The organism is Sulfitobacter sediminivivens, assembly GCF_042611115.2.
Lineage (GTDB): Bacteria > Pseudomonadota > Alphaproteobacteria > Rhodobacterales > Rhodobacteraceae > Sulfitobacter > Sulfitobacter sediminivivens.
The window spans coordinates 36033-59944 of sequence record NZ_JBHGAR020000015.1 but is presented as its reverse complement, the minus strand read 5'-3'; the positions used below and the strand labels follow the sequence as shown (position 1 = coordinate 59944).

General features: G+C 54.6%; 21 protein-coding genes and 2 pseudogenes. 14 read left to right on the top strand and 9 right to left on the bottom strand.

Annotated features, from left to right (window positions below; translation table 11 throughout):
* Positions 1–113 precede the first annotated feature (113 nt).
* From ACEWL3_RS14975 to ACEWL3_RS14965, 3 genes and pseudogenes are all read left to right on the top strand, one after another.
* Positions 114–2165, top strand: coding sequence for a hypothetical protein (locus ACEWL3_RS14975; protein WP_386184191.1), 2052 nt, complete (start codon positions 114–116; stop codon positions 2163–2165).
* 446 nt (positions 2166–2611) lie between these two features.
* Positions 2612–3124: pseudogene (locus tag ACEWL3_RS14970) on the top strand (transposase); the annotation flags it as partial.
* Positions 3125–4244: 1120 nt separating this feature from the next.
* A complete protein-coding gene (locus ACEWL3_RS14965; RefSeq protein WP_435001093.1) occupies positions 4245–5180 on the top strand; it encodes an autotransporter domain-containing protein in 936 nt (311 codons plus the stop codon).
* Between the two features lie 636 nt (positions 5181–5816).
* On the opposite strand, the gene ACEWL3_RS14960 is transcribed toward ACEWL3_RS14965, so the two are convergent.
* Positions 5817–6968: a type IV secretory system conjugative DNA transfer family protein gene (locus tag ACEWL3_RS14960; RefSeq protein ID WP_386184186.1), complete on the bottom strand. Its 1152-nt coding sequence runs from the start codon at positions 6966–6968 to the stop codon at positions 5817–5819.
* A gap of 208 nt (positions 6969–7176) precedes the next feature.
* On the opposite strand from ACEWL3_RS14960, the gene ACEWL3_RS14955 reads away from it, so the two are divergent.
* A complete protein-coding gene (locus tag ACEWL3_RS14955; RefSeq protein ID WP_386184185.1) occupies positions 7177–7710 on the top strand; it encodes a DUF3768 domain-containing protein in 534 nt (177 codons plus the stop codon).
* Between the two features lie 2 nt (positions 7711–7712).
* Positions 7713–8054 carry a hypothetical protein gene (locus ACEWL3_RS14950; protein ID WP_386184183.1) on the top strand — a complete coding sequence of 114 codons (342 nt, stop codon included), beginning with the start codon at positions 7713–7715 and terminating at the stop codon, positions 8052–8054.
* Positions 8055–8268: 214 nt separating this feature from the next.
* Here the strand turns inward: ACEWL3_RS14950 and ACEWL3_RS14945 are convergent, their stop codons facing one another.
* Positions 8269–9840, bottom strand: a complete 1572-nt coding sequence (locus tag ACEWL3_RS14945) for a recombinase family protein (protein WP_386184181.1) — start codon at positions 9838–9840, stop codon at positions 8269–8271.
* Between the two features lie 12 nt (positions 9841–9852).
* Positions 9853–9996 carry a hypothetical protein gene (locus ACEWL3_RS14940; protein ID WP_386184179.1) on the bottom strand — a complete coding sequence of 48 codons (144 nt, stop codon included), beginning with the start codon at positions 9994–9996 and terminating at the stop codon, positions 9853–9855.
* A gap of 461 nt (positions 9997–10457) precedes the next feature.
* Here ACEWL3_RS14940 and ACEWL3_RS14935 point away from each other — a divergent pair, with 461 nt between their 5' ends.
* The 8 genes from ACEWL3_RS14935 to ACEWL3_RS14900 all read left to right on the top strand — a co-directional run bounded on the left by ACEWL3_RS14935 (position 10458) and on the right by ACEWL3_RS14900 (position 16282).
* Complete coding sequence (locus ACEWL3_RS14935; protein ID WP_386184177.1) at positions 10458–10808, top strand: helix-turn-helix transcriptional regulator; 351 nt, start codon at positions 10458–10460, stop codon at positions 10806–10808.
* Positions 10809–10950: 142 nt separating this feature from the next.
* Positions 10951–11259 carry a hypothetical protein gene (locus ACEWL3_RS14930; RefSeq protein ID WP_386184175.1) on the top strand — a complete coding sequence of 103 codons (309 nt, stop codon included), beginning with the start codon at positions 10951–10953 and terminating at the stop codon, positions 11257–11259.
* A 137-nt stretch (positions 11260–11396) separates the two neighbouring features.
* A complete protein-coding gene (locus ACEWL3_RS14925) occupies positions 11397–12383 on the top strand; it encodes an ArdC family protein (RefSeq protein WP_435001092.1) in 987 nt (328 codons plus the stop codon).
* A 207-nt stretch (positions 12384–12590) separates the two neighbouring features.
* Complete coding sequence (locus ACEWL3_RS14920; protein WP_386184169.1) at positions 12591–13499, top strand: endonuclease/exonuclease/phosphatase family protein; 909 nt, start codon at positions 12591–12593, stop codon at positions 13497–13499.
* Between the two features lie 500 nt (positions 13500–13999).
* Positions 14000–14551 (top strand): hypothetical protein, encoded by a 552-nt coding sequence (locus ACEWL3_RS14915; RefSeq protein WP_386184167.1) that lies wholly within the window; start codon positions 14000–14002, stop codon positions 14549–14551.
* A 184-nt stretch (positions 14552–14735) separates the two neighbouring features.
* Positions 14736–15095: a hypothetical protein gene (locus tag ACEWL3_RS14910; RefSeq protein ID WP_386184165.1), complete on the top strand. Its 360-nt coding sequence runs from the start codon at positions 14736–14738 to the stop codon at positions 15093–15095.
* Positions 15095–15358, top strand: a complete 264-nt coding sequence (locus ACEWL3_RS14905) for a hypothetical protein (RefSeq protein WP_386184163.1) — start codon at positions 15095–15097, stop codon at positions 15356–15358. Before ACEWL3_RS14910 ends, ACEWL3_RS14905 begins: the two co-directional genes overlap by 1 nt.
* Positions 15359–15391: 33 nt before the next feature.
* On the top strand, positions 15392–16282 hold the full coding sequence (locus tag ACEWL3_RS14900; RefSeq protein ID WP_386184161.1) for a hypothetical protein: 891 nt from the start codon (positions 15392–15394) through the stop codon (positions 16280–16282).
* A gap of 22 nt (positions 16283–16304) precedes the next feature.
* Here the strand turns inward: ACEWL3_RS14900 and ACEWL3_RS14895 are convergent.
* From ACEWL3_RS14895 to rfbF, 6 genes and pseudogenes are all read right to left on the bottom strand, one after another.
* A pseudogene (locus tag ACEWL3_RS14895) lies at positions 16305–17230 on the bottom strand (IS630 family transposase).
* A gap of 128 nt (positions 17231–17358) precedes the next feature.
* On the bottom strand, positions 17359–17739 hold the full coding sequence (locus tag ACEWL3_RS14890; RefSeq protein WP_386184159.1) for a GtrA family protein: 381 nt from the start codon (positions 17737–17739) through the stop codon (positions 17359–17361).
* A complete protein-coding gene (locus tag ACEWL3_RS14885; protein ID WP_386184157.1) occupies positions 17736–18641 on the bottom strand; it encodes an NAD-dependent epimerase/dehydratase family protein in 906 nt (301 codons plus the stop codon). The genes ACEWL3_RS14890 and ACEWL3_RS14885 overlap by 4 nt, the downstream gene beginning before the upstream one ends.
* Entirely contained in the window at positions 18641–19882 is a 1242-nt protein-coding gene (locus tag ACEWL3_RS14880) for a methyltransferase domain-containing protein (protein WP_386184155.1), read from the bottom strand. Before ACEWL3_RS14880 ends, ACEWL3_RS14885 begins: the two co-directional genes overlap by 1 nt.
* The gene (gene rfbG / locus ACEWL3_RS14875) at positions 19879–20958 is read right to left on the bottom strand and encodes a CDP-glucose 4,6-dehydratase (protein ID WP_386184154.1); all 1080 of its coding nucleotides are present in this window, start codon (positions 20956–20958) and stop codon (positions 19879–19881) included. Before rfbG ends, ACEWL3_RS14880 begins: the two co-directional genes overlap by 4 nt.
* Positions 20955–21728 carry a glucose-1-phosphate cytidylyltransferase gene (gene rfbF, locus ACEWL3_RS14870; protein WP_386184152.1) on the bottom strand — a complete coding sequence of 258 codons (774 nt, stop codon included), beginning with the start codon at positions 21726–21728 and terminating at the stop codon, positions 20955–20957. Before rfbF ends, rfbG begins: the two co-directional genes overlap by 4 nt.
* A gap of 678 nt (positions 21729–22406) precedes the next feature.
* Between rfbF and ACEWL3_RS14865 the strand changes: the two genes are divergently transcribed.
* Positions 22407–23888 carry an NAD(P)/FAD-dependent oxidoreductase gene (locus tag ACEWL3_RS14865; protein ID WP_386184150.1) on the top strand — a complete coding sequence of 494 codons (1482 nt, stop codon included), beginning with the start codon at positions 22407–22409 and terminating at the stop codon, positions 23886–23888.
* The last annotated feature ends 24 nt before the right edge of the window (positions 23889–23912 follow it).

Sequence of the window (23912 nt, the reverse complement as noted above, 5' to 3'; positions counted from 1 at the left end):
ATTAGTAGCGATAATTAGCAAAATTTGATCATAATCATCTAAATTTTGTACAATATCAGCAGATTCGCGGCACATTTGGGTAAATATTTTTTTATTGGTAGGTGGAAAATAAAATGATAACCGATATTTCTACACATGATCACGCCGAAAGTTATTCACCCCCTATCTACAGTTGGCTGATTATCTGGGTTTTGTTGACGATTTTTGCGTGGGTGTCACGCAACCCGATTGAACAGACTGTTGGCCTCTATGCACTTGCCGGGCAATCAATGCCCTATTTCGTTTTTGACCACGTATGGCTGTTAAATTTGATCACGCCTGCTGCATCGGTGATTATCAGCCTCTTTTTTCTGTTTCCCGGGCTGGTTCTGGCGTCGGCTTTGCGTCAGACACATGATCTGGTCCGTTGGCTGCTGGCAGGTATTTCACTGTCTATGCTAAGCCTTTGCGGCGCTGCGATCCTCTGGCATCAGATCACGGGTAACGTGCTACGCGGGGATGCCTATTTTATAATGGTTGCGGTGGTCACGGCGGCCAGCCTTGCCTTTTACGCTCTGCGCCGGGCAATGGGGCGTACCGGGCATCTTAATCTTGCCGCCCATCAAGGTGATATTGTAGCCGCGCTGTGCCTTTCATTTCTCATTTTGGCTGTCATGTCTGCCAAATTTTACTGGGAAAACTTTTCTTCTGATGGGGTTGGCGTCCTGAATTTTGTTAGGCTTTTTGTCGATACAGATTGGCCCTTTTGGCCAAAAGAAGCAGGGACGATTCAGGCAGCCCCTGGTGCGACATCCTATCTTTTTGTCCTTCCAGGATCGTGGTTCCAGCGGCTGTTAGGAGAAAATGAATTTGCCATGCGCGTCCCCTATGTTTTGTACATCGGGATACTTTACATTATCATACTGGGGCTTATCCGAACCGGGCGCAAAGCGAGAGTGCTGCCAATCGATCATGCCCTGATCATTTGGGCACTCATGATCTATACCGTGTCTATCATCTATAGCGGTGGCTATAATCCGTACTTCGGGGATAGTCCGATGCCAGCCGCGCGCGAGACTTTGGCCATGGCGCTGTTTTTGGGATATATTTATCTGGTTGTGACAAATCAGATGGGCTTTGCATGTGTCATTGGCATTCTGGCCTATATGACTCTGCCGACCGGCGGATTATGGATGTTATTGGTGTTGGCTGCCTTTTTCCTGACCTGGCAACCACGTGATTGGCGACGGATCAGATGGATTTTTGCATTGCTTGTGGCCTGCGCAATTATCGGCACCTCGGGGCCGGTTCTGATCCGGGCTGCCGGGCTGCCGGTGCCGGGAGGGGAATTTGATCTCAAAAGCATCGTGAACCGGTTGCGTTATGTCACGTTTTGGGAGCCGGAAAGACTGGCTTATCTTATCGTGCCAGCGGGTGTTCTGCCAGCACTGTCCATGGTGTTCTGGCGGCATCAAGATCAGCTTTCACGGATGCTGGTACTCATTACAATGTCGTTTTTTCTGTTCTTTTACTTTCAGGGTTATCGGGTTCTGCTACACCATTTCATCCCTGTCATGCTGACGCCACTTATTGTGATGTGGCGCTATGATTGGCTGAGTATTGCGCGCAATGTTTGGCCTGCACGGGCGATGATTGCTGCTGGTCTTGTTGTCGGTATTTATCTGTCTTTTCCTGCCATACCATGGCTGCATCAATTTTCGCGCGAGATTGGATCACATGTTCAAGTGGTCGGGCCACGTTACGATGGCTACAAATTGACGGGCCTAGATACGTTTCACGAAACATTCGAGCGCGTGTTTCCCGTCCGCTTCACAGATAAAGAGGCTGCGAAAAACTATTTTGGCGGGCCTCTGGTCTGGTTATACTACGCCACCCAGCCAAAAGCGGCGGATCAGACCATTACTTATGTGCTGCAGCCCGAGACAACACCAGCCCCGACCGACGCGCGCGCGCAGGAGACATATGATGGTTACATCCTTTATGTGCTGGATGAAGGCAGATATCAGACACATCTGAACACAACCTTCTCAACCCATTTTAGTGCCCCTGCCTATCATGTGTCCCGGGATGATATCTTTGGCCGTGGTGCACAAAGCGAAAAGCGTTTAGTAATTGACCTAGTCGCGATAGGGCGCTCCATTCTGGGGATTAAAGAGCCAGACTAGGCGTGTATCGCTGACGTTGTCTTGTCTAATGAATCGGAATAGTTCGATGTTCCTGCCCGGCAAGCCCCAGCAGAACGGCTTTATTGAAGATTGCCCAGTGGGCGTCGGTTAAAACTCTTCGGGTCAAGGCCGCTTTTCTGGTGTTTGCAACTTTGAACCAGAAATCACCCGTTTTGTGAGGATCGAACGTCACCAGCCCCTAGCACTTAGCTAAGTACTTGTGCGCTGCATAAACACACTCGTTAAACAGGTGCAAGCGTTGCGATCCAGCCACAGTGATAGCGTCCCAGCGCGTGGTGTAATTCCTACGGTAGCGCGGGCTGAGTGGAGCCTTGCGCAGCTCAGGCGAAGCCCGCGCGGCTTTCTGGGTGGTCATGGACGTTCTCCGGTAGGGTTGAGTTGCAAAACTGACCTGCCGATCGAGGAGATCACCCATGACCAAAGACATGTTAGCAGAAACCGTCGCGCTGAAGGCGCTTCTTTCGGACAGCGCGGATCATCAAATACTGGCCGAGATGCTTGGGTTTGTCGCCGACCGCCTGATGGCGCTGGATGTGGACCAGCGATGCGGTGCTGGAACGCATGAACGCAGCACCGAACGGGTAAACCATCGGAATGGATATCGTGAGCGCCGTTGGGAAACTCGGGCCGGGACCGTCGATGTTCAGATCCCGAAACTTCGGAAGGGGTCATACTTTCCGGAGTTTCTGGAGCCCCGTCGGGCCTCAGAAAAGGCGATGACGGCAGTGATCCAGGAAGCCTACATTCAGGGCGTTTCTACTCGCTCAGTTGATGATCTGGTAAAAGCGACGGGCATGACCGGCGTCTCCAAGAGCCAAGTCTCGCGCCTGTGCGTCGAGATTGACGAACGTGTTGACGCTTTCCTGAACCGACCGCTGGAGGGCGAATGGCCCTACGTCTGGCTGGACGCCACCTACATCAAGGTCCGCCGCTCGGGTCCCTGAAGCGAAGCGCGCCATCATTAACTTACTGATGGGCACTGACGATTGCTTGTGAACAATGAGTGTTTATTTGCAAGATAGTTTCCCGTTATGAGGGTAAATAAATCACCCCGTAATGGATCATTTTGATGATCAAAAAAAATAGATTCAACTAATACCAGAACCTGTCCCGGTCGGGTTAAAAAGAATTACAGCATCAGCCTAGCTGATCTAAGGCTGCGGCCTGACACCGTCTAATCAGGCAACAGCAGAGTGTTTTAACGAGTATTGGTCGTGCGGGGTTCTCTGCACGGCCATTTTGCAAAACCAAATATTTGCTGTTTGGGTGTAACAATTGGAAGTCAGAATGATAAAGACCAGAACACTGAGTGCAGCCGATTATCGGCAATCACCTGAAGCCCAGTCTTGGAACGGGCCGGCTGAGAGGCTGCTTGCCGAGCGTCTCGAACGGGAGCACTCCTACTTGACCGCAGTCTTTATTGTCGCTTGGGTTGCTCTGATCACACTACCTTAATCTCAATGAATCGATGTAGTATATTTAGTGTTTTCAGTTGTACACTGGAAAGCGGAAGAGAAATAAAAGATGGAATCGAGCATATCAATAAAGCGATTCGCAACTCCCGGTAGTTTTTTTCTTGCTATAGAAAGCATAGTTAGAAATCGGTTGAGTACTTTGTGCGTTTCGGCCGCTTTCATCGCAGGATCAGCCGTCGCAGCTGAGGCGCAGACCACACCTGTTCCTTTAGTTTTTAGCACTGTAAGTGCTGGATCCGGCTCCACAACTCTAACCGGTCTGCCCACAACAACAACCAGCGATGCGACTCTGGTTCTGGATGTTTTTGGAGACCTGCGCGGTGGCGGCAAGTATTTGGATATTATCTTAGATAATCAGCCAGCAATCAGAATTAATCCCCAGAGATCGTGTACCGGGGCCAATCCAATAATTAACAGATCAATAACCGTACCCCAAGCAACCCTTGCGTCAATTATTGCGGATGGAAAAATTGTTGTTAAGTATCAGGCAGGGCCCAGAGTAACAAATCGTTGCCCCACCCTTCTTGGCGCACCGGGCGGGACTTCTTTTGGCGCAAGCGGTAGCCTGACGTATACCGGCGGTGTGGTTGTTGTTCCGCCCGCTGCAGGCGCGGCGAGCGCCAGCGTGTCCCGGTTCCTGGGGTCCCGCGCGCGGTCCTTGGTGCAGAACCAGCCCGATGTCGTCCGCTTTGTGGATGGACGCACTGCCGGGAATTTCAACGCCCAGGTCACCCGTGGCAATGGCAACCTTGATTTTCTGACCGGCGCGAATGGTCCATTCTGGGCCTCCCTTCAAGGCAGTTGGTCAGACGACACTGCTGGCGATCAATCATATGTTCTGGGCAGTTTCGGCGGGCATACACACATTGGCAGCAATGCCATTGTGGGTGCGATGTTGCAGATTGACTATGCCGAACGGTCCGAGGCGGGCGTTGCAGACACCGAAGGGACCGGCTGGCTGGTGGGGCCCTATTTCGCGGCCCAACTTGGCAATCATCCGCTCTATCTGGATGGTCGGCTGCTGTACGGCACCACCGACAACGCGATTACGCCTTCCGGTGCAGCGAAAGATAAATTCGATGGCGAACGCTGGCTTGCGACACTGGGACTTGAGGGCAAGATCCAGGCCAACAACCTCGCGATTTTTCCGGGGATCGATGTCAGCTATGTCAAGGATGGTCAGGACGCCTATGTGGACAGCACGTCGGCCCTGATCGCTGCGCAGAACGTCGAACAGACCGAAGTTGCCTTTGGCCTCGATTTTGAAACGCCGATGTCAGGCACTGCCGGAGATATGGTGCTGACCTGGGGCGCGTCCGGCATCTGGTCCGAAACCAATGGCAGCGGACCATCTGCCGCAATCGTTCAGTTCGACGATGGCTGGCGTGGACGTCTGGATCTTGGGTTCCGCTATGAAGGCAGCATGGGCCTGCGTTCAGACGCCAATGCGTTTGTTGACGGGCTGGGGAATGGCGAAGAAAGCTACGGGCTGAGCTTCACCGTCGGCTTCACATTCTGAACTCACGCTGCGTGTAAGAACTCTGTGGGTGTCACATTGCCAGTGATACGCTTCAGGCCAGAAGGTAGGGGCAACTTTGGTGCAGGACCTCTTGTCTTGGCCGGCGCATGTTTAGGACGTGACCCGGACCGACTAATATCGGGAAAATCTCTATACGGACATCGGATAAGATAAAAAGGCAGGGAAACCACAGTTTATCTGCAGCCCTCTTTAAGCAAATTCTCAAACGTCCTACGACGCTTCAAGAACGGTCCTGAAGGTCCGCAGTGCGGGCCTATGAAGACAACAAATTGCAGCTTACGTCAGTGTCCGAATTTCGGGGGGTAGCTCAGTCTACGCCCTGCACAGCCATGCTACAATACCGCCAAGTGGGACATTTCTACTTTGCGGAACGACGGACATTTCGACTTGGTTGCAACATTCTGAACAAATCGCACCCGGGTACTTGTCGCAGGTTTTCGCAATCAGGGCTAGCATTGTCGTGTCACCCTATCCAATTCCGCGATGACCAATACGTCCCCTTCCCTCAAAGCATATACTGCTCGCTCCAACTGAAGTCGGCCTTCGAACCATCGAGAAGCTAAAATGCATTCCATCAAATGGTGGCGCTGTGCGATCCGGGCTGCACAACCCTTCTCACGCACCCCACGCGGTAAACGCCTTCGACCGTTCTCCGTTGACCATCAACCGCACCATCATTCTGTAGTTTGGCATCGCGATAAGGTCGCGCGGCTCGACTCCATCAAAGTGCCGGGTGAGGCGTGGCGCATCCATCGGGCTGGTGCGAAACGCAATCACCGTGCCGACATTACCGAGGATCGAGTCCAAAACGTCGCCTTCGATCTGCCCAAAATACTGATTAGCCAGCGTGAGCGACAGGCCGTATTTGCGGAGCTCAGACAGCATTTCGACCATGGCGTCGGTGGTGAACGAATGGAACTCATCCACATAGAGGAAAAACGGGCGGCGCTCTGGCTCCGGGATTTGATGTCGGCTGTAAGCGGCATGTGCCAAACCGGATGTTATCATCCCGCCCAGCACGTTGGAGGTGTCACTGCCAAGCTGGCCCTTGGCAAGATTGACGATCAGGATTTGCCCCTCATCCATGATCTTGCGCAGCCGCAATGGTGTTTCGGGCTCACATAAAGCGCGACGCACCACAGGATGGGCCAGAAATGCCCCAAGCTTGTTGGCAATTGGGGCTACGCCATCGGCGGCATTCTTATAATTCATCGCCGGGAATTCCTTCTGCCAGAAGAGGCGAACCTGTTCGTCGGTAACTTGCTTCAGAATCTCATTGCGAAACCCATCATCTAGAAACATCCGCATGATGTCGCGGACATCGGTCCTTGGCTGATCAAGCAGCGCCAAGATTGAATAGCGCAAAAGGTGCTCCATCCGGGCTCCCCAAGCATCGGCCCATTGCTTTTTCAGTGTATCAATCAAGCCAGATGCGATCAGGGGTCGGAACTTCTCCGACGCCCGTGTCATCGGGTTGTAGCCATAGGGGCAGTCGGGATCGGCAATGTTCCAGATGATGGCATCGGGAGGTGAAATTTGCGCAATCTGGAGTGCCAGATCGCCATGCGGATCAACAAGGCAAAACCCGTGGCCCTGGCGTAGGTCCTGGCGCATCAGGTTGCCCAACAGGGTGGATTTACCGGTCCCGGTCTGGCCCAGGATATAGATATGCTGAAGTCGGTCCGCGAGGCGGATGCCAAAGGACCTGTTCCCATAGCGACTGTAGGCGGTCCCGATTGTGGTGACGCTGTCTCGGTTCCAAGTCATGCCTCAAGTGTGAGGTACGCCCGCGAAGCACACTACACTGCCTCCCGTTTCAATCCGGCGGTTGTCGTATCTGCACCTGAGGGGGACTTTGTGGATGTCGGGCCTTTGATATCCTGAGGTCAGATCAGATCTTTGGTTCCGCACATCTCCTCTCGAGGGGTGCGCCTGAAATGGTTTCGGGCGGCCACCCTACGAGAAGGAGATGATCATGGGACAAATTGCTGAAACAGCAATCGAGGGTTTTGTCGGGGTTTACCCGGTCTGCAGTGATTGTGGTCAAACCCATATCGTCCGCGACGCTGAGACGTGTTGGAGCCTGCTAACCCGCACATGGAGCCTCAAAACGATCTGTGACACTTACGTCTGCGATGACTGCGGGTCTGAAGCCGCACCTGTCTGGAAGCTCGACAAGGAGTTCCGCCTGAAACGCATCGTGCGGCTCAATGATGCCGTCAGGCAAGGTCACGGGGAGTATGTGACCGTCGTGGTGACAGCAGGCCTCAAAAACAGAGGTGAAGAGTATCTGATCAAAGCCAGACGAGCCGTCGCTGATTTTGACCAGTTCAACGGGGAAAACGACCCGCATGGCGAGCATGATTTTGGCGCACTCATCCTCAATGGCGAAAAGCTATTTTGGAAGATTGATTATTTCGATCTCACCCTGAGCGCACATTCGCCGGACAAGGCCAACCCTGACATCACCCATCGAGTGCTGACCATCATGCTGGCGAGCGAGTATTGACGGTGCCCGAACAACGTCCACTTTCGCAAGCCGATAAGGAAGAGGTATTCCGTATTGCCACACGCGCCCTGCCCAAATGGTATGCGGACGAGGTTGCCAAAGGGATGACGGACGCAGCGCTGACATCCGCCCTCGAACAGGTCCTCGGGATCTTCGGTGGCAGTTGTGGGCCGGGCCGTCTGGACGTCGCACATCAGGCGGCGGGCCTGAAGATTTGGGGCGGGTGGCACTTTGTGAATTACCATACGGAGAAACCGCTCTTTTCGGGCACAAAAACCCTCGCCATGGCGCGGCACATCTATGGGATCCGCGACCCAGATGAGGAGCAGATGGCGTTGTTTTGAGTGACTGGCCTGTCCCAATGGGGACAGGCTTTTTCTTTCATTACTGGAAACCTACGCCGTGCATACCGATTTGATATACTCACCTCGCTCTCAGGCGTTCTAGTCGCTTAACGTCCCTTCCGATTTTCCGAACTCTGCACCGCTTGGTGAGTGCCGCACACACAACTCACGGGGTGTGAGACGGGATCCAGCTAGAAGGCATAATATTGTCATCTCACTTCGCGGCCCCATTGTGCCGGCCCATAATATCACTCAACTGGACCACCAACTCCTTGACGGTTGGTTCACGCAGCGTTTCAACCAAAGTATCAAGTTGTCGTAACAGTGTGTCAGGGTAGGTTCGAGAAGTGGGTCGATATGGTGCACCAACGGGGTCAGCTAAGATAGATTGGGCTGCCCCAAGCCAATTTGATGGCTCAAAACATGCTGACTTTGAGACGACTGTGCGGTTCGAGGTTGCCAAACTGACGAACAGGCGTTTTTCCTGCCGGTTTGCGATCTGGTAAAGCGGGGCAAGGTTTTTTACCAGTTCGAGGAATTTCTCGAGATAGATGTGCTCAGCCTCTATTCCGGCACTGTCTTTTTGGCTTTCCTTGATGCGCCGAATATCGAAGTTGAGGCCTGCCTTCTTTCTGGAATAGGCCTCTTTGTCGATCAAACCTTCGATCAGCGCGTCCATCAAGTTATCTAGACGCGCCTCAAGTTTGCCAAGCTGCATCTTGAGCGACGCAGCTTCGTCGTGCTGATCTTGCCGACCAACTTTCCAAGCCTCCAGTACATCAACCAACTCGGCAAAGGGTTTTGGGCGAATGGTGCTTCTTTCAAACTCAGCAAGGGCGGCCTGTTCGATCGTTTCTTCACGGATGCCCTTGGTCGGACAGTCCGGCGTGTGGCAACGATAGTACACATGCCCTTTCTGACGTTCGGCGATCATCGCCAACGAACACAGCCCACATTTAAACAAGCCCCGATAAGTGTGCATGTGACGGGTGGTCTTCTTTCCACATTTTCCGGCCTTCATCTCCTGAACCCGCTGGAACAGCGATATGGATATCAGCGGCTCATGGATGCCGTCATAGGTATCTCCGGTCACCTTGATCCGGATTATGCCGGTGTAGAAGGGGTTTGAGAGAATGGTTTCAATCCCATGGCGGGATAATACGCCACCACTGTGGTTTCTGAGCCCACGCGCGCTCATCTCAGCATGTAGAGAACGAATACCGTGATTGCCAGTTCTGTAGAGGTCGAACATCTCCTGGATCAGCGGCGCTTTCTCAGGGTCCGGGATCTTGGCTTTGCCTCGCCCCTGATCGAGATAACCGATTGGTGCCCGAAACGGGTAAAGCCCTTGCTTCAAACGGCCGCGCAGCCCCTTCTTCGCCTCTTCTCGGAGGTTACGGATATAATCTGATGCAATCACCGCCTGGATGTCCGCTGTGAGCCTGCCGCCGCGAGACTGGAAATCCAGGCTCTCCGTGACGAAATGGATGGCAACGCCCTGGTCTGATAATTCCCCGATTTTAGCCCAGTCGCGAAAGTTGCGCGCAGACCGGTCAATCTTGTGGACGATCAGTCCATCGGCCTTGTGATTATTGAGATCGCGCATGATGGCATTGAAGACCGGTCGCCCGGATTTGGCGGCGGTCTCTTTTTCTTCAAACCAGCGCGATATCGTCAGTCCGTGTTTTTCAGCATAGCGGGTAATTTCTTCCTTCTGAACTTCCAAGGAAACCCCTTCGCCTTGTTTGGCGGTGGATACGCGGGTGTATCCAAAACATGTGGTCATATGTGGTTTTGTTTAATCACGGGTAATAGTGCCGCCTTCTCTGGGCAGCTTTTTGATCTCATCCTCCGGCCAGGGCCACGACCCTTCGCGCTCCATGCGCTCGAAGATGCGTTTGCACAGCTCGATAAATTGTTCAAAGCGTTGTTCTTCAGTCATCTGCCAAGAATACTGCTCATGAAGGCGTCGAAAACACCGGCTTAGGTGCGAGGACGGCAGCTCGGAGCGTGGACATAGACGAGGAAGATGTGAAGCTGTTTAGGTGGCCAGCTCGCCGTTTGGCTTCATTGCACATTGTACCGAGTCTTTGGCAAAGAGTCATCTTTGCTGGGTGGCAAGTCTTGTGCCGCTTGCCGCCCATGGGCCGCAAGACCTGTAGCATTTGCCCTGCAACCGGCTAAGATTTTTCCTGAAAACCTTAATGCTCCAGAACCACTGCCTGCTCTGATGCCTGGCGTTCGGAATGGTTTCACCATTCCGATACCAAACCGAACGCTATGGGAGATCGGAGTAGGCAAGACAAATTGGTATGGTTGCCGTTTTTGAATCCGGACAGGGCTTTGCGATTTTCCGGCTTGCTGTAAACTGGGGATATACCAGCTTCACATAAGTTCATTTTTATGATCCAGGAATTCACCCTCGACTTGAGGGCTGCCCGACGAAATTCGGGGCTCAGACAGGTCGACTGCGCTCATCTCATGGGCGTCAACAAAACCAAAATCTCAAACCTTGAGAATGGCCGCCAGCGTCCAAGCGTGCGTGACATCTGCACCTTGTCGATGATCTATGGCCGCAGCTTTGAAAGTCTCTTTGCCGGGATATTTGATGAGGTTAAAGCAGATGTTTATTGTCACCTCACTGACCTTCCGGAACCACAGGCGCACTATGGGCTCGCCAACAACCGGAACCGGACATTGGACGGTCTGAGAGCACGTTTGGAAGAAAATCACAGCGCGGTCTATGACGACTAAACGAAAACGCATTCTCAGTGTCGCCGTTGCCTCCGGCAAAGTGGCTTACATATTTCTGATCGATGGCAGGTTGAAGGACTGGCAGTGCTCACGGGCGGCAAGCCTGTCAGCACCCAAGGGCCGATCCCTGTTGCGCAGAGCTGTGGCCCGTTTTGAGCCAGATCTTGTGGTGACCGAAGATCCGTTCAAGCCAACGCGCAAATCCGGGAGCTCACTAGAGATTCTGAATGCCCTGGTGCAGGAATTGACCGACAGCGCTACCCCGCATCATCTGGTTCGCCGCAACCAGCAGTTCGCCAACAAATATGATGAAGCTAAAGCTCTGGCGAAACGCTTTCCTGCCATCACGCCCTGGCTGCCGAAAACGCCCAAAATCTGGGAAGCGGAACCCGTGAATGCAATTTACTTCGAGGCTCTCTCAATGGCGGTTCAAATCGAAGACGACGGCTAAGTCGTATGGCCCAGCCAGTCTCACCGTGATGCGCGCGGCATGTTATTGGCTGCAATCGCAATAAATCATCGCCATTTGTTAGCTGTGGTCGGCATTTCTGGGACATCGGCCCAACCGGAGGCTCAAAGATTATAGGGATGAAGCCGGCCATCCTATATTCTTTTTACCTATTAACTACAATTTGTTGCTTCATTTTTAGGCCGCTTGGCGGAATGGCGCGATTCTCACCGAAATGGTATCATATGTGCAGTTGTTCCCCACAAAAATCGGAGACTGCAATGGCACGCGATATATACGCGGAAGTCACCAATGCGTTGGTGGCTTCCATCGAGGCTGATCCTGGGAAGCCAATCATGCCCTGGAACCGAACTGGCACAAATACGGTGCCAAGTAACATCGCTTCTGGCAGTGAATACAGCGGTGTAAACATCATCAATCTCTGGATCACGGCACAGGTGCGCGGGTGCGCAACCGGCACTTGGGGCACATATAGGCAGTGGCGCGAAAAAGGCGCGTCGGTACAAAAGGGTCAGAAATCGACCCCTGTCATCTTCTACAAACAAGTCACGAGAGAGAGCGCCGATGGTGAAGCTGAATCCTACCGCGTGTTGAAGTATTTCAATGTCTTCAATGTCGATCAGGTAGACGGGTACGACCTGCCTCCGCCATCGGATTCTGCCGAGCCGGTTGAACGTATCGCGGCGATTGATGCTGTGATCGCAAAGACCGGCGTGGATATTCGGGAGGCTGGTGCACAAGCATATTACAGCCCCACCGACGACCAGATCACCATGCCTGAGGGTAGCAGGTTCTTTGATACCGTCTCTGGCACGCGCAGCGAAAACTACTATGCAGTATTGCTGCATGAACTGACGCATTGGACGGGACATCCGTCCCGATGTGATCGGGATTTGCGCAACAGGTTCGGAGATGCGGCCTATGCAATGGAAGAACTGGTGGCGGAGATCGGCTCTGCGTTCTTCTGCGCCAGGCTCGGTATCTCCTCATCTCCTCGCGAAGATCATGCGCAATGGGAATGGAAACGGCCCTTACAAGGTCCGCTATCCATCGCGAACCAGTCATCCGACAAAAATCGTCAGATGACCGCTCCGAGCCCAGAGTGACACTCACCCTTGCACTTACTTTCGAGCGCGTGAACGTCACGGTTGGCTCTTCGGTACGACCCACGCGCCGCCAATTGATATCGAGATTTTGTTCAGCTAAGTACGGCAATTAGGGGCGTGACGGCAGAGTTGGTCTGGGGCCAGATTTCTGACGCGCAAATTTTGAGCTGCAGCAAACCGAGAATAGTGTAGTGCAAGGCGGGCGGAATGACTGGCAGAACGATCATTCGGCTCCTGATGTTTGGCAGTGTAATCGTCCTGATCGGGCTGGTTTTGCTTGGATTTACTGGGCGTTACTTCGCGCCGGGCGATTCCGTGGCGATCATCAAACCGCAAGCAGGCACATTACTGATTCCTCTGGCAATGGTTTTATGGTTCCTAAAGGCACGGCGTACCGCTCTTATCTCGATGACGCTGTCTGTTTTTGCACTCGGTTCGATTGTGCCAGGTTTCTTTGCGACAGAGACGGACTGCAGCCGGGAATGCCTGACGCTTTACCAAAAGAACCTGATGTCCAAGGCTTGGCCGCGGTATTCATTGGCCGATGATATCATTGCATCCGGTGCTCAGATTGTAACGCTCCAAGAGGTTTCCGACCACAATCGCAAGTTTATGGCCAATATGTTCGACCATTTCCCAGTTGCCGTTATTTGCGAGTTTCGACGCGCGCGGGACGTCGCCGTCCTAACATCATTGCCAACCATTGATGGTACCGAATTTTGCGAGGCCAAAGTCGGACTGGCAGGTGTCCAGCTACGTGCGCCAAATGGTCAGTCGATCTGGATCGTATCCGTTCACTTGGAATGGCCCTTTCCATATGGTCAGTTCCGCCAGACCCAAATCATCGAAAAGCGCATCGCAGAGCTGGAAGGGCCGGTCCTGATCGCCGGAGATTTCAACATGGTTCCTTGGGGGGAGAGCGTGCAGAGGATCAGGCGGGCTGTTGGAAACCATTATTTGGGTGCCTTTCGAAATACCCATGATTTGGGCGGCTTGTTTTTGCCTTTGCCGATAGACACGGTACTGGTTCCAAAAGGAGCAACCGGGACAGTCGAACTGCGCGGCTTCATGGGATCGGATCACCGAGGCGTTCTAGCACGCATCGCCCTGCGCTGATGTTTGGAGCGGTTTCGGACAGGCCGGTCCGAAACATGAGCTCCAGGTACAAAATGTCCCGCAAATCGGTCATAGCGATGAATTCTACGAACGTCTGGTGCTGGTAGAAGCTGCCGTTGAAATTGTGACCCGTTTATAGGTCCAGAGCATAAGACAAAAACAATAACCTCGGTCATCTTAGGTGCCGACCGAACACGCGCTTCATCAACCGCTGACGGTCGGCAGCCCGGTAATGATACCACCAAAACATCCATCCCATCCGCGCCCGCCTCAGGAACGCCTTGCTAAAATCTGAAACGAGATGTGCGACCTCCACCGCATGAATTTAGCAGCACTGATTATCTCAGAGCGTTTTCGCGGCCTCCGAGCAATATGCTCAGAACCGACAATTACATTGACACGTTTTGGCTGTACGCCGCAGGGTGTCCGAATTGGTTATCAAAGGAATTTTCAATGCGTTCTTACGAAGTAGCCAGATCACTTTTTAGCTTTCTGGCATTATGGCATGGTCGGTGGTTGTCGTCGGAGTGATGGTGGCACTGATTGGTGCTGCGGGGGCCTCTCAATATGGTGGCAGTGGCGCAGGCCTGCTAGCGATGGTTCCAGGCATCTATATTGGCATAACAGGACTTATTCTTGTCGCCTTTGTGCAAATGGGCCGGGCAACCGTGGATACAGCAGAGTACACTCAGCAGATGCTAAGTATTTCGCGTGATCAGCTGGAAGTATCAAAGCAAGTCCTGAAACAGCAAAACGCAGTGCCACAGACTTTTGCGGCAGCGGTGCAGACAGACAGCGCACCGGAACCCAAGAGCTCGTTCGGCAACCAAGCTGACAAAACGTCACCTCAAGAACGAATGGTCAAGGATCTTGAGCCGGCGCAGTTGGAAGACCGGAGTACCATTTACAAGGGCAAGACAATTAGAGACGTAAAAGGCAAGCTACTGTACAAAGGTATTTCATTCGACACGTTACTTTCCGCCAAAGAACACATCGATGCGTTGGCGGCACAGCCTGTAAGAAAGCTCCCTGCAGCTTCCAAGGAAACCTGAGCTGGGATCCCCATAGAACACCCCCAACCTCTATGGGGATCGCGTATGGGGGATCACCGCTGAATATTTGGGAACATACCTTCGCATGAACTACCGTTTTGAAGCCATGACTTCATCTGCTTTTGCGGATGGTATTTCTGTCGTCTTCTCCGAAGACGCCGAAACCCTTCGAGACTGAAGTCACATGCGTGTTTCCATCTCCCATGAGGTCACTCGAAAGGGTTTCATCTTCAAGACGACCTATCACGAGGTGCATTTGATGGTCGCTTTTACTCATGAGGAAAAACAGATCATCAAACAACGTGGGTTGCTAAAAACCAAACTGGTGGATCGTCGACCTGCGGATGCCAAAAACGATGCCCGCGATGAAAAGTTCGAGCTGCGGGTCGAACATCTGATGGATGGGCGGATTGATCGTTTCCTCTGCGCCACGCCCTCAAAATCCAAAATCTATGAAGAAAACCTTTTGGCGGTGATGGCGCAAATGAAAACCTGGCTGGATGACAATGCCGAAACCGGCACGCGCACCGTCGTGGAAATCTGATGGCAGGATCAAACTCGGATGACTTCGGCGGGTTAATCCTGTCCTTGTTTATAATCTCCGGCATCCTTGCCCTGGCGGCTATCCTTACGCCGGCTCTGCTGGTCGGTATCCCGGCCTATGCTTTCTATCGGCTCTACAAAGAAAGCCCGCGCCGCTTGGAACGTCTGGCCCGCGAGGAAACCGAAATTCTCTACAACCACGCGCTGAGCGGGCAGGTGCGCCTGAGCGACGCTGAGATCGATGCCGCCCTGTCGCACCATTGACCGCCAGACACGCCGGAGGCCCTCAAGATCCAATTGCTGGAGATCGGGCGCGCCTTGCTCAATGGCGAAGGTCTGAGCCCCGACATCCCACCAATGCCTGCGCTCTGCAACACCGTTGAGGGCGCGCGGTATCGCGACATGCTGGCGCGGTCCGGGCAGGCCCGCAGCGACCGTGTCATGGTGTTCACCGCCTTGGATGTCATCTCGGACAGTCTGTGTACCATTGCTCGGGCAGTGCCGCCCATTGAGGGCGACGTGCTGGTCGATGTGACCCAGTTTGTGCACCCTCTGGGGCAGGCCGTACAGAATGTCATCGCACCATTTTTTGCTGACACTGACTACAACCACTTCAAGCGCTTGCGAGACCGGATTGACGCAAATCTCAGTCGGACCAATCGCACCCAGCCAATCTTCCCGAGCGATTACAAGGGTGATGATGTTGTGGATACCTATCTGGCAGGCACTCATTTAAAAGAATTGTTCCGACTCAGAACCCCATTTGAGATCCCGGAAACCAGCCGGTTTGAACACATGCACATTGTGGCCGGATCGGGCCACGGCAAAACCCAGACCCTGCAATACTTCCTGGCGAACGATCTGGAAGATGTGGTGCGGGGTGACAAATCGGTCGTGGTGATCGACAGCCAGGGAGATCTGATCAACACAATCCTGAAGGCAAAAACCCTGCCACCGGAACGGATTGTTCTGATTGATCCAGAAGACATCGCCTTCCCGGTCAGCCTCAACCTGTTCTCCGTTGGCCAAGGTCGCCTTGAAAACTACAACGCCCTCGAACGCGAGCGGCTGACCAATTCCATCATTGAGCTTTATGACTTTGTTCTGGGATCGCTGCTGTCAGCAGGCATGACAGCCAAGCAAAACCTCACAGCATCAAACCGCCGCGCAAAAGACATACCGTCTTAATGTATATTAAAGCGTTTCGGCTTTAACCTGATGCATATCCGGCCGCCTTGAAGTAGTTCCAGCACTCGGTTGGTCTGTATAGGTTACAAATCGATCCGATTGCCTAGAAGACCTCGGGGAAGGTTCTCGCCCCGATCCGCCGGAGGTGGGCTTTCAGCTTCGAGAACGCTTGTTCGATGGGGTTCAGGTCGGGTGAATATGGCGGCAGATAGCAGATAGAGGAACCAGCAGCCGTGGTCGTGCAAGGCTTCGGCAGCTTCCCTGTTTTGATGCGTGGCCAGGTTGTCGAGGATGACGACGGTTCCTGGTGCGATCTCCTTGATGAGTACTTCACGGATGTAGGCGGCAAAGGCCGGGCCGTCCATCGCGCCCTTGATGACCCACGGCGCGACCAGCGCGTCTTGCGTCAGGCTCGCGATCAACGTTTGTGTTCCCCAGCTTCCAAAATGGTGCGGCCATCGTTAAACGGTGACCCAGCTTGGCCCTACCACGCAAGCGTGTCAGGTTCGTCTTCACCGCCGTTTCATCAATGAACACAACGCGATCCGGCAGCGCGGCAATAGCGGGCATGCGATGTTTGAACCAATCGGTGCGCTTCTGCCTTACCTTGGCGCGGCGGCGCTCGGTTGCAACCAGCGACTTTTTTTGTGCGTGAACCCAAGCCGGGACGATAGGTTTGCGATGGACGAGTGATGCACCTGCACGCCCTCTGCGTCGGCCAGCGCATCGCGCAGTTCGAAGAGCGTGATGTCGGGGTCCTGCGCGATCAATTCCTCAAAGAACGCCTGGTGCGCAGCAAGCTTTCCCCGGCCGTGCGGTGGCCCCTGGCGTGCGGGTTCAACATTGCCCTTGCTCCGAACCAGACGCGCCCACCGCGCGGCCGCTTAACCCTTCCTCAATCAATCGCTGAAATCGCGTTCGAAGTGCCAATGGCAAAGGTGCTGACATGATCCATCCTCCCAAACAGGATGAATCACAAATTTGCTACTTTGGGAATCCCCAACGATTCAGGTTCAAACCGAAAAGCTTTAAAGTCTTAGTATCCGATGTGTGGTGTAGTTTAGACGCATACCGCTTTAGCGATCAGTCAAAACCCGACCAATTACGACATAAGCCAGTAATGCGACGGGTAACACCAGTACTCCTTGCGCGATGATCGGGGCCAACCCGGCTTTTAACAACAGCTGAAGACCCAGCGCATTCACTCCGTAAAGGCACAGATACGCTAATATATAGGCTGGCAGCTTCTTCACGCCACGTGTGCCAAAAACCAGCCGCGCATGGGTAAAGTAGTTCCAGGCAACCCCACCGGCAAAGGCCATTGCCAGGGCCGGTTGCGGGCGCAGCCCGACGTATAACAGCAGGGCAAACAGCAGATACCCAAAGGCCGTGTTCACCACCCCGACGACCAGGAACCGCACGAAGGCCCATTTCGGATCAAAAAGCAGCGCTTTCATACCGCCCCTTCTGCGGCCAATACCGCGGCCACGCCTGAGGCAATATCATGATGTGGCCTGAACCCGGCCTCTTGCCGCAGGCGCGTGACATCCGCTGCCAGCCGTGCCGGATCGTTTGCGGCGCGTGGCACGGCACCCAGCCGGATCAGATCAGGCCTGCCCATTTGTGTGGCGACCTCGTTGATCAGATCGCGCACCGGGGTGACGATGCCGCTGGCGATGTTGACCGCGCCAGTGGCATCAGAGCCCAGCACCTGCACCATTGCGCGCGCCAGATCATCAACATGCAGGAAATCGCGCTCCTGCAGGCCATCGGTGCACGCAACGGGTTTGCCCGCCATAAGATTGCGGATCAGATCCCCCAAAAGCCGGCCCTGCGGCTCACCCGGGCCATAGACAAAAAAGATGCGCGCCCAGCCAATCGAAAGCCCAAGCGCGGGACCCGCCTGACCCAACGCCAATCCGGTGCCTGCCTTTGCCGCACCATAAAGTGTGCGGGGCCGCAGCGGGGTTGTTTCAGGCATCCCGGTCCGGGTCAGTTCCGTCTCTGACCAGTCGTATTCGGCGCAGCTTCCCGCGCAGATGGCCCGTGTCCCACCGGCGCGGGCGAACTCCTGCATCAGATGCAGGGTGGCGGCCATCCAGTTCAGGTTGGCGGCGGATATCCAGCGGTCTTTGGCACCGTCATGCCAGGCCAGATGCATCAGATGCGTGGCCTTGGCCTTGCGGACGATGGCCGAGACCTGTTCAGGGACCAGCACATCACAGGCGACACTATGCGTGGCCCCGGTTGCCTGACCGCTTCGGCTTATCGCCGTCACCTCATGCCCGGCGTCTATCAATGCTTTTGTTGTGGCGCGCCCGATCAATCCGGTCGCGCCGGTCAGCAGGATATGCGCCATCACCCCACCTTGATATCCGGTACCGCCGTGACACAGCGCGTGCCCTGCGCCCTGATATCCGACAATTGGCCGATCACCTCTTTGCGGATATTCCAGGGCAGGATCAGAACGTAATCCGGCGGATCGACCCGCAGCGCATCAACCGGGTACACCGGGATATGGCTGCCGGGCAAAAGCGTGTTTTGCTTGGCCGGGTTACGATCCACGCAATAGGCGATCAGATCGGGGCCGATCCCGGCATAGTTCAACAGCGTGTTGCCCTTGGCCGCAGCACCATAGGCGGCGACAGTTTTGCCTTCGGCCTTTGCGGTCCGCAAAAACGCAAGCAAGCCGTCGCGCAACTGCTCAACCTTGGTGGTGAAATTCAGATAGCCCTCGGGCTGGTCGAGCTGGGCTGCGGCCTCATCCGCCCGGACCTTGGCCAGACCCGGCCCTTCGGCATGGCTGGCCCCCTTGAGACAGGCAAAGACCCGCAGCGATCCGCCATGGGTTGGCAGTTCTTCCACATCAAACACCCGCAGGCCGGCCTTGGCGAAAATGGTCTCAACGGCCAGCAGCGACAGATACGAATAATGCTCGTGATAGATGGTGTCGAACTGCACGTCTTTGATGAGGTTCAGCAGATGCGGAAATTCGACGGTATAGACCGCATCATCTGACAAAAGCGTGGCCACCCCGGCGACGAAATCATTGATGTCAGGCACATGCGCCAGCACATTCGCCGAGGCGATCAGATCGGGCCGGCGGCCTTCGGATGCCAGCCGCTGCGCCAGGGTCTCACCGAAAAACTCGACCAGGGTCGGCACGCCTTTTTCCTCGGCGATCTTGGCGGTGTTGCCCGACGGCTCGATTCCCAGAACCGGGATGTCGCGCTCAACAAAGTATTGCAAAAGATAGCCGTCATTCGAGGCTATCTCGACCACCAGACTATCCGGCCCCAAGCCGAACCGACGGGTCATATCGGCAACATATGCCTTGCAATGGGCAAGCCAGCTGTCTGAAAACGAAGAGAAATATGCGTATTCCGCTGAAAAGATATCCTCGGGCGGGACCGCATCATCGACCTGCACCAGCCAACAATCGGTACAGACGCGCGCATGCAGCGGATAGGCCGGATCGGTGCTGTCCCGGGTGTCGGGCGGCACATAGGAATTGGCCAGCGGTGACAGCCCAAGATCGACCAGTGTAAGTTCCAGAGAGGCACCGCAATGGCGGCAGTGGGGGTGTGAAGTTTTGGTCATAGCTGCCCTTTGGTCATGGCCTCGTAGGTTGCGATTTGTGTGCGGCACAGGTCTGTGGCGGATTGGCCTTTGGCCCAGCCTGCATACCAATCCGCTGTCAGGCGCAGGGTTTCATTGAATGTCATGATCGGCCGCCACGCCAGTTCTGTGCGCGCGCGCGAAACATCGAGCCGCAACATCTTGGCCTCATGCAGCGCCTCGGCGTCAGGGGCAAGCTCGATCCGGCCCTGACCCAAAGCCGCCACCAGCGCATTTGCAACATCAATAACCGGGCGTTCATCATCGCGGTCGGGGCCGAAATTCCAGCCACGGGCGAAATCTTCGCTCCTGTCCAGCGCCTGCGCCAGCATCATATACCCCCTGAGCGGCTCCAGCACATGTTGCCAGGGACGGATGGCATTGGGTTGGCGCAGATGGACACACCCATCATCGCCCAGACAGCCCCGCACGATATCGGGCACCAGTCTGTCTTCGGCCCAATCGCCCCCGCCAATCACATTGCCCGCACGGGCGCTGGCCACGGATGCCGGATGCCGGTCAACTGCCCCCTGCGCATAATAGCTGCGGCGCATGGCGGCGGTTGCAATCTCGGTGGCCCCTTTCGAGGCCGAGTAGGGATCATGCCCGCCCATCGGGTCGGTTTCGCGGTAGCCCCAGACCTGTTCAACATTCTCATAGGCTTTGTCCGATGTGGCCACGACCACCGCGCGCAGGCTTGGGGCCGCCCGCAGCGCATCAAGCAACTGAACGGTGCCGATGACATTGGTGGTAAAGGTCTCGACCGGCGTCCGGTAGGACCGGCGCACCAGTGACTGCGCCGCCAGATGGAACACAAACTCGGGGTCGGTTCTGGCAATCAGCGCATCAAGCGCTGCCCGATCATTCAGATCCCCTGTCACCGACTGCACATCCGTCAGATCAAGCAGGGACCACAGGTTTGGCTCGGTGTCCGGCGCATGGGCGTATCCGGTCACCTTTGCGCCCGCACCCGACAGCCATGCCGCCAGCCACGCGCCCTTGAAACCGGTATGCCCCGTCACAAGCACCCGTCGGCCTGCAAATGCAGCAGCCGTCATTCCCAGATCTTCCACGGGGCCTGCCCGCTGGCCCAATGCTCTTCAAGCTGCTGGCGCTCGCGGATCGTATCCATCGGCTGCCAGAACCCTTTATGTTCAAACGCCATCAATTGATTGTCCCGGGTCAGATCCATCAGCGGTTTGCTTTCCCAGATGCTCTCGTCTCCGCCGAGGTAATCTTCAACCTTGGGCGACAGGACAAAGAAACCGCCATTGATCAGCCCGCCATCGCCAATCGGTTTTTCCGAGAAGTTATGCACCCTGTTACCGTCAAGCTCCAATTGACCGAACCGGCGCGGCGGCGGCACAGCGGTGACCGTGGCCAGCTTGCCATGGGCGCGGTGAAATTCGATACCGGCGCGGATATCTATATCCCCGACGCCGTCCCCGTAGGTCAGGCAGAACGCGGTCTCGTCGCGCAGATAGGGCATCACCCGTTTCAGGCGCCCGCCCGTCATACTGTTAGCCCCGGTTTCGATCAGATGCACCCGCCACGGTTCGGTCTGAGAGCGCTTGATCTCCATTTCTCCGGTTGCCAGATCAAAACTGACATCAGAATTATGCATATGATAATTCGAGAAATATTCCTTGATCCGGTAGCCACGATAGCCAAGGCAGATGATAAATTCATTCACCCCGTGGGCAGAATATATCTTCATGATGTGCCATAAGATCGGCATGCCGCCGATCTCGACCAGAGGTTTGGGAATCCGGTCTGTTTCTTCGCTTAACCGCGTGCCGAGACCACCGGCAAGAATAACGCATTTCATAAAATCGCTCCGCTGGTAAAACCGGGTTCTGGATTAATGTATCGACTGCCTGCGCAGATCAGGCTCTTTGGTGTTCCGTATAATCATCGGGGGCAGTAGGACGCCAGCGCCGTCCCCTGTCAAGATTCGCACCGTCACAGGCCATGGCAGGGTAATTTCCATCCCTCACCAGTCTGAAATCCCGAACAATCCAAGAAATTTGCAGGCATTGTTAACGGTTTAGCAAAGCCGCCGCTTTTACCGGACGGACGCGTATATGGCCGTTAGGCCGACAATCATGCCAGATCGCCTGCCAGGGCAGAATACCTTCTGGCTTTTATGAATATCGCAGTGGATCGGGCATGTTTGCAGGCTGTCGTCAGCATGGTGGTTTGAAAGTTAACAGCCATATATCAATGCACTAGACACTGATATATCTGCCAGATCTGTCGCTTTGCCTGCCTGAGATCCTTTGACAGGGCGATGCCGCGGACGCCGCCGCGATGACACTCAGTTTTCGGGATTTTCCGGGGCCGTTTTGGGGCCTATCTTTTGCCCACTAATTTCTGATATCCTGAAAATACAGGTGGCCGCATTATCAAATCTTTGTCATCTGTTTTGTCGTTAGTCATTAAATTGCTGTAATTAAGCAGTACGCTCCTGTAACATGTTCAGGTATTTGATATGGATAAAAGTCATTTGAGTAAAAATAATGTTTCAGTTGCTGTTATTGGCGGTGGACCGGCTGGCCTGACAGCTGCCTATGAGCTTCAAAAGCTAAGCGACACACATATTCCGCAAGTTTATGAAGCTTCGGACATGGTTGGTGGTATTTCACGAACCGAGACCTTTAAAGGGTATCGTTTTGACATTGGCGGGCACCGGTTTTTCACCAAGGTGCGCGAAGTCGAAGACATGTGGCAGGAGGTGCTTAAGGATGATTTCATCACTGTGCAGCGTCTCAGCCGGATCTTCTATCGCGGCCAGTTCTATGATTACCCGCTGCGGATCTTCAATGCGCTCAGCAACATCGGGCCATATGAGACCTATAAGATCGTCGGCAGCTACATCAAATGGAAGCTGCGCCCGAAAAAGCAGGAAGACACATTCGAGGAATGGGTCATCAATCGCTTTGGCGGACGGCTCTATATGCATTTCTTTCACAGCTACACCAAGAAGGTCTGGGGCATTCCGCCATCAGAAATTCGGGCTGACTGGGCCGCGCAGCGGATCAAGAACCTGTCTTTGCCCAAAGCGGTGTGGAATGCCATTTCAGGCTCGAATGACACGGCCAGCCTGATCGAGGAATTTCAGTATCCGCGCCTTGGCCCCGGCATGATGTGGGAAAAGACCCGCGATCTGGTTCGGGAAAGGGGCGGCTCTGTCGAGATGCGCTCCGAGGTTGTGAAGGTGAACCGCGATGGCAATCGCGTCACGTCAATTGACGTGCGCAAATGGGATGAAGAAAATGGCGCAAGCGACACGGTTGAACGTGTCGAGGCCGAGCATTTCATCAACTCGATGGCCGTACGTGAACTGATCCACGCGTTTGACCCGCCGCCCCCACCAGAGGTGCTTGAGGCCGCAGACCGTTTGAAATATCGCGACTTCCTGATCGTGACCCTGATGCTGGATCATGCCGATCCGTTCCCGGACAACTGGATCTATATCCACAGCCCACAGGTCAAAGTTGGCCGGATCCAGAATTTCCGCGCCTGGTCCAAAGAGATGCTGCCAGATCAGAGTACCTCGTCGATCGGGATGGAATATTTCTGCCAGACGGGTGACGGGCTCTGGTCGTCTTCGGATGAAGACCTGCGGCAACTTGCCAGTGAAGAGCTGGAACAGCTCGGTCTGGCCAAGGCAAGCGATGTGATTGATTCTGCTGTTATCCGCCAGCCCAAGGCCTATCCGGTCTATGATGGCGAATATAAAGAATCCCTCGACACCGTCAGCGATTGGCTCAAGACGCTTGAAAACTTCCAGACTGTCGGGCGGAATGGCCTGCACCGCTACAACAATCAGGATCATTCCATGCTGTCGGCCATGTATGCGGCCCGCAACATCATGGGCGAAAACCATGACATCTGGGACGTCAATGTTGAGCGATCCTACCATGAAGAATTCGAATCCAAGCCTAAGAAAAAGGACCTTCTTAAGATGGGCTCGGCAAAAGCATAGCGCTCTGATAACTAGGCAGAGCGT

Excerpts from the sequence above, each read along its gene's own strand:
- ACEWL3_RS14945 (WP_386184181.1), bottom strand. The coding sequence starts at position 9,840 with ATGACCACATGTTTTGGATACACCCGCGTATCCACCGCCAAACAAGGC.
- ACEWL3_RS14975 (WP_386184191.1), top strand. The coding sequence starts at position 114 with ATGATAACCGATATTTCTACACATGATCACGCCGAAAGTTATTCACCC.
- ACEWL3_RS14905 (WP_386184163.1), top strand. The coding sequence starts at position 15,095 with ATGGCAGGATCAAACTCGGATGACTTCGGCGGGTTAATCCTGTCCTTG.
- ACEWL3_RS14960 (WP_386184186.1), bottom strand. The coding sequence starts at position 6,968 with ATGACTTGGAACCGAGACAGCGTCACCACAATCGGGACCGCCTACAGT.
- ACEWL3_RS14890 (WP_386184159.1), bottom strand. The coding sequence starts at position 17,739 with ATGAAAGCGCTGCTTTTTGATCCGAAATGGGCCTTCGTGCGGTTCCTG.
- ACEWL3_RS14915 (WP_386184167.1), top strand. The coding sequence starts at position 14,000 with ATGGCATGGTCGGTGGTTGTCGTCGGAGTGATGGTGGCACTGATTGGT.
- ACEWL3_RS14925 (WP_435001092.1), top strand. The coding sequence starts at position 11,397 with ATGAAGCCGGCCATCCTATATTCTTTTTACCTATTAACTACAATTTGT.
- ACEWL3_RS14955 (WP_386184185.1), top strand. The coding sequence starts at position 7,177 with ATGGGACAAATTGCTGAAACAGCAATCGAGGGTTTTGTCGGGGTTTAC.
- ACEWL3_RS14940 (WP_386184179.1), bottom strand. The coding sequence starts at position 9,996 with ATGACTGAAGAACAACGCTTTGAACAATTTATCGAGCTGTGCAAACGC.
- ACEWL3_RS14885 (WP_386184157.1), bottom strand. The coding sequence starts at position 18,641 with ATGGCGCATATCCTGCTGACCGGCGCGACCGGATTGATCGGGCGCGCC.
- ACEWL3_RS14910 (WP_386184165.1), top strand. The coding sequence starts at position 14,736 with ATGCGTGTTTCCATCTCCCATGAGGTCACTCGAAAGGGTTTCATCTTC.
- ACEWL3_RS14920 (WP_386184169.1), top strand. The coding sequence starts at position 12,591 with ATGACTGGCAGAACGATCATTCGGCTCCTGATGTTTGGCAGTGTAATC.
- ACEWL3_RS14880 (WP_386184155.1), bottom strand. The coding sequence starts at position 19,882 with ATGACCAAAACTTCACACCCCCACTGCCGCCATTGCGGTGCCTCTCTG.
- ACEWL3_RS14935 (WP_386184177.1), top strand. The coding sequence starts at position 10,458 with ATGATCCAGGAATTCACCCTCGACTTGAGGGCTGCCCGACGAAATTCG.
- rfbF (WP_386184152.1), bottom strand. The coding sequence starts at position 21,728 with ATGAAATGCGTTATTCTTGCCGGTGGTCTCGGCACGCGGTTAAGCGAA.
- rfbG (WP_386184154.1), bottom strand. The coding sequence starts at position 20,958 with ATGACGGCTGCTGCATTTGCAGGCCGACGGGTGCTTGTGACGGGGCAT.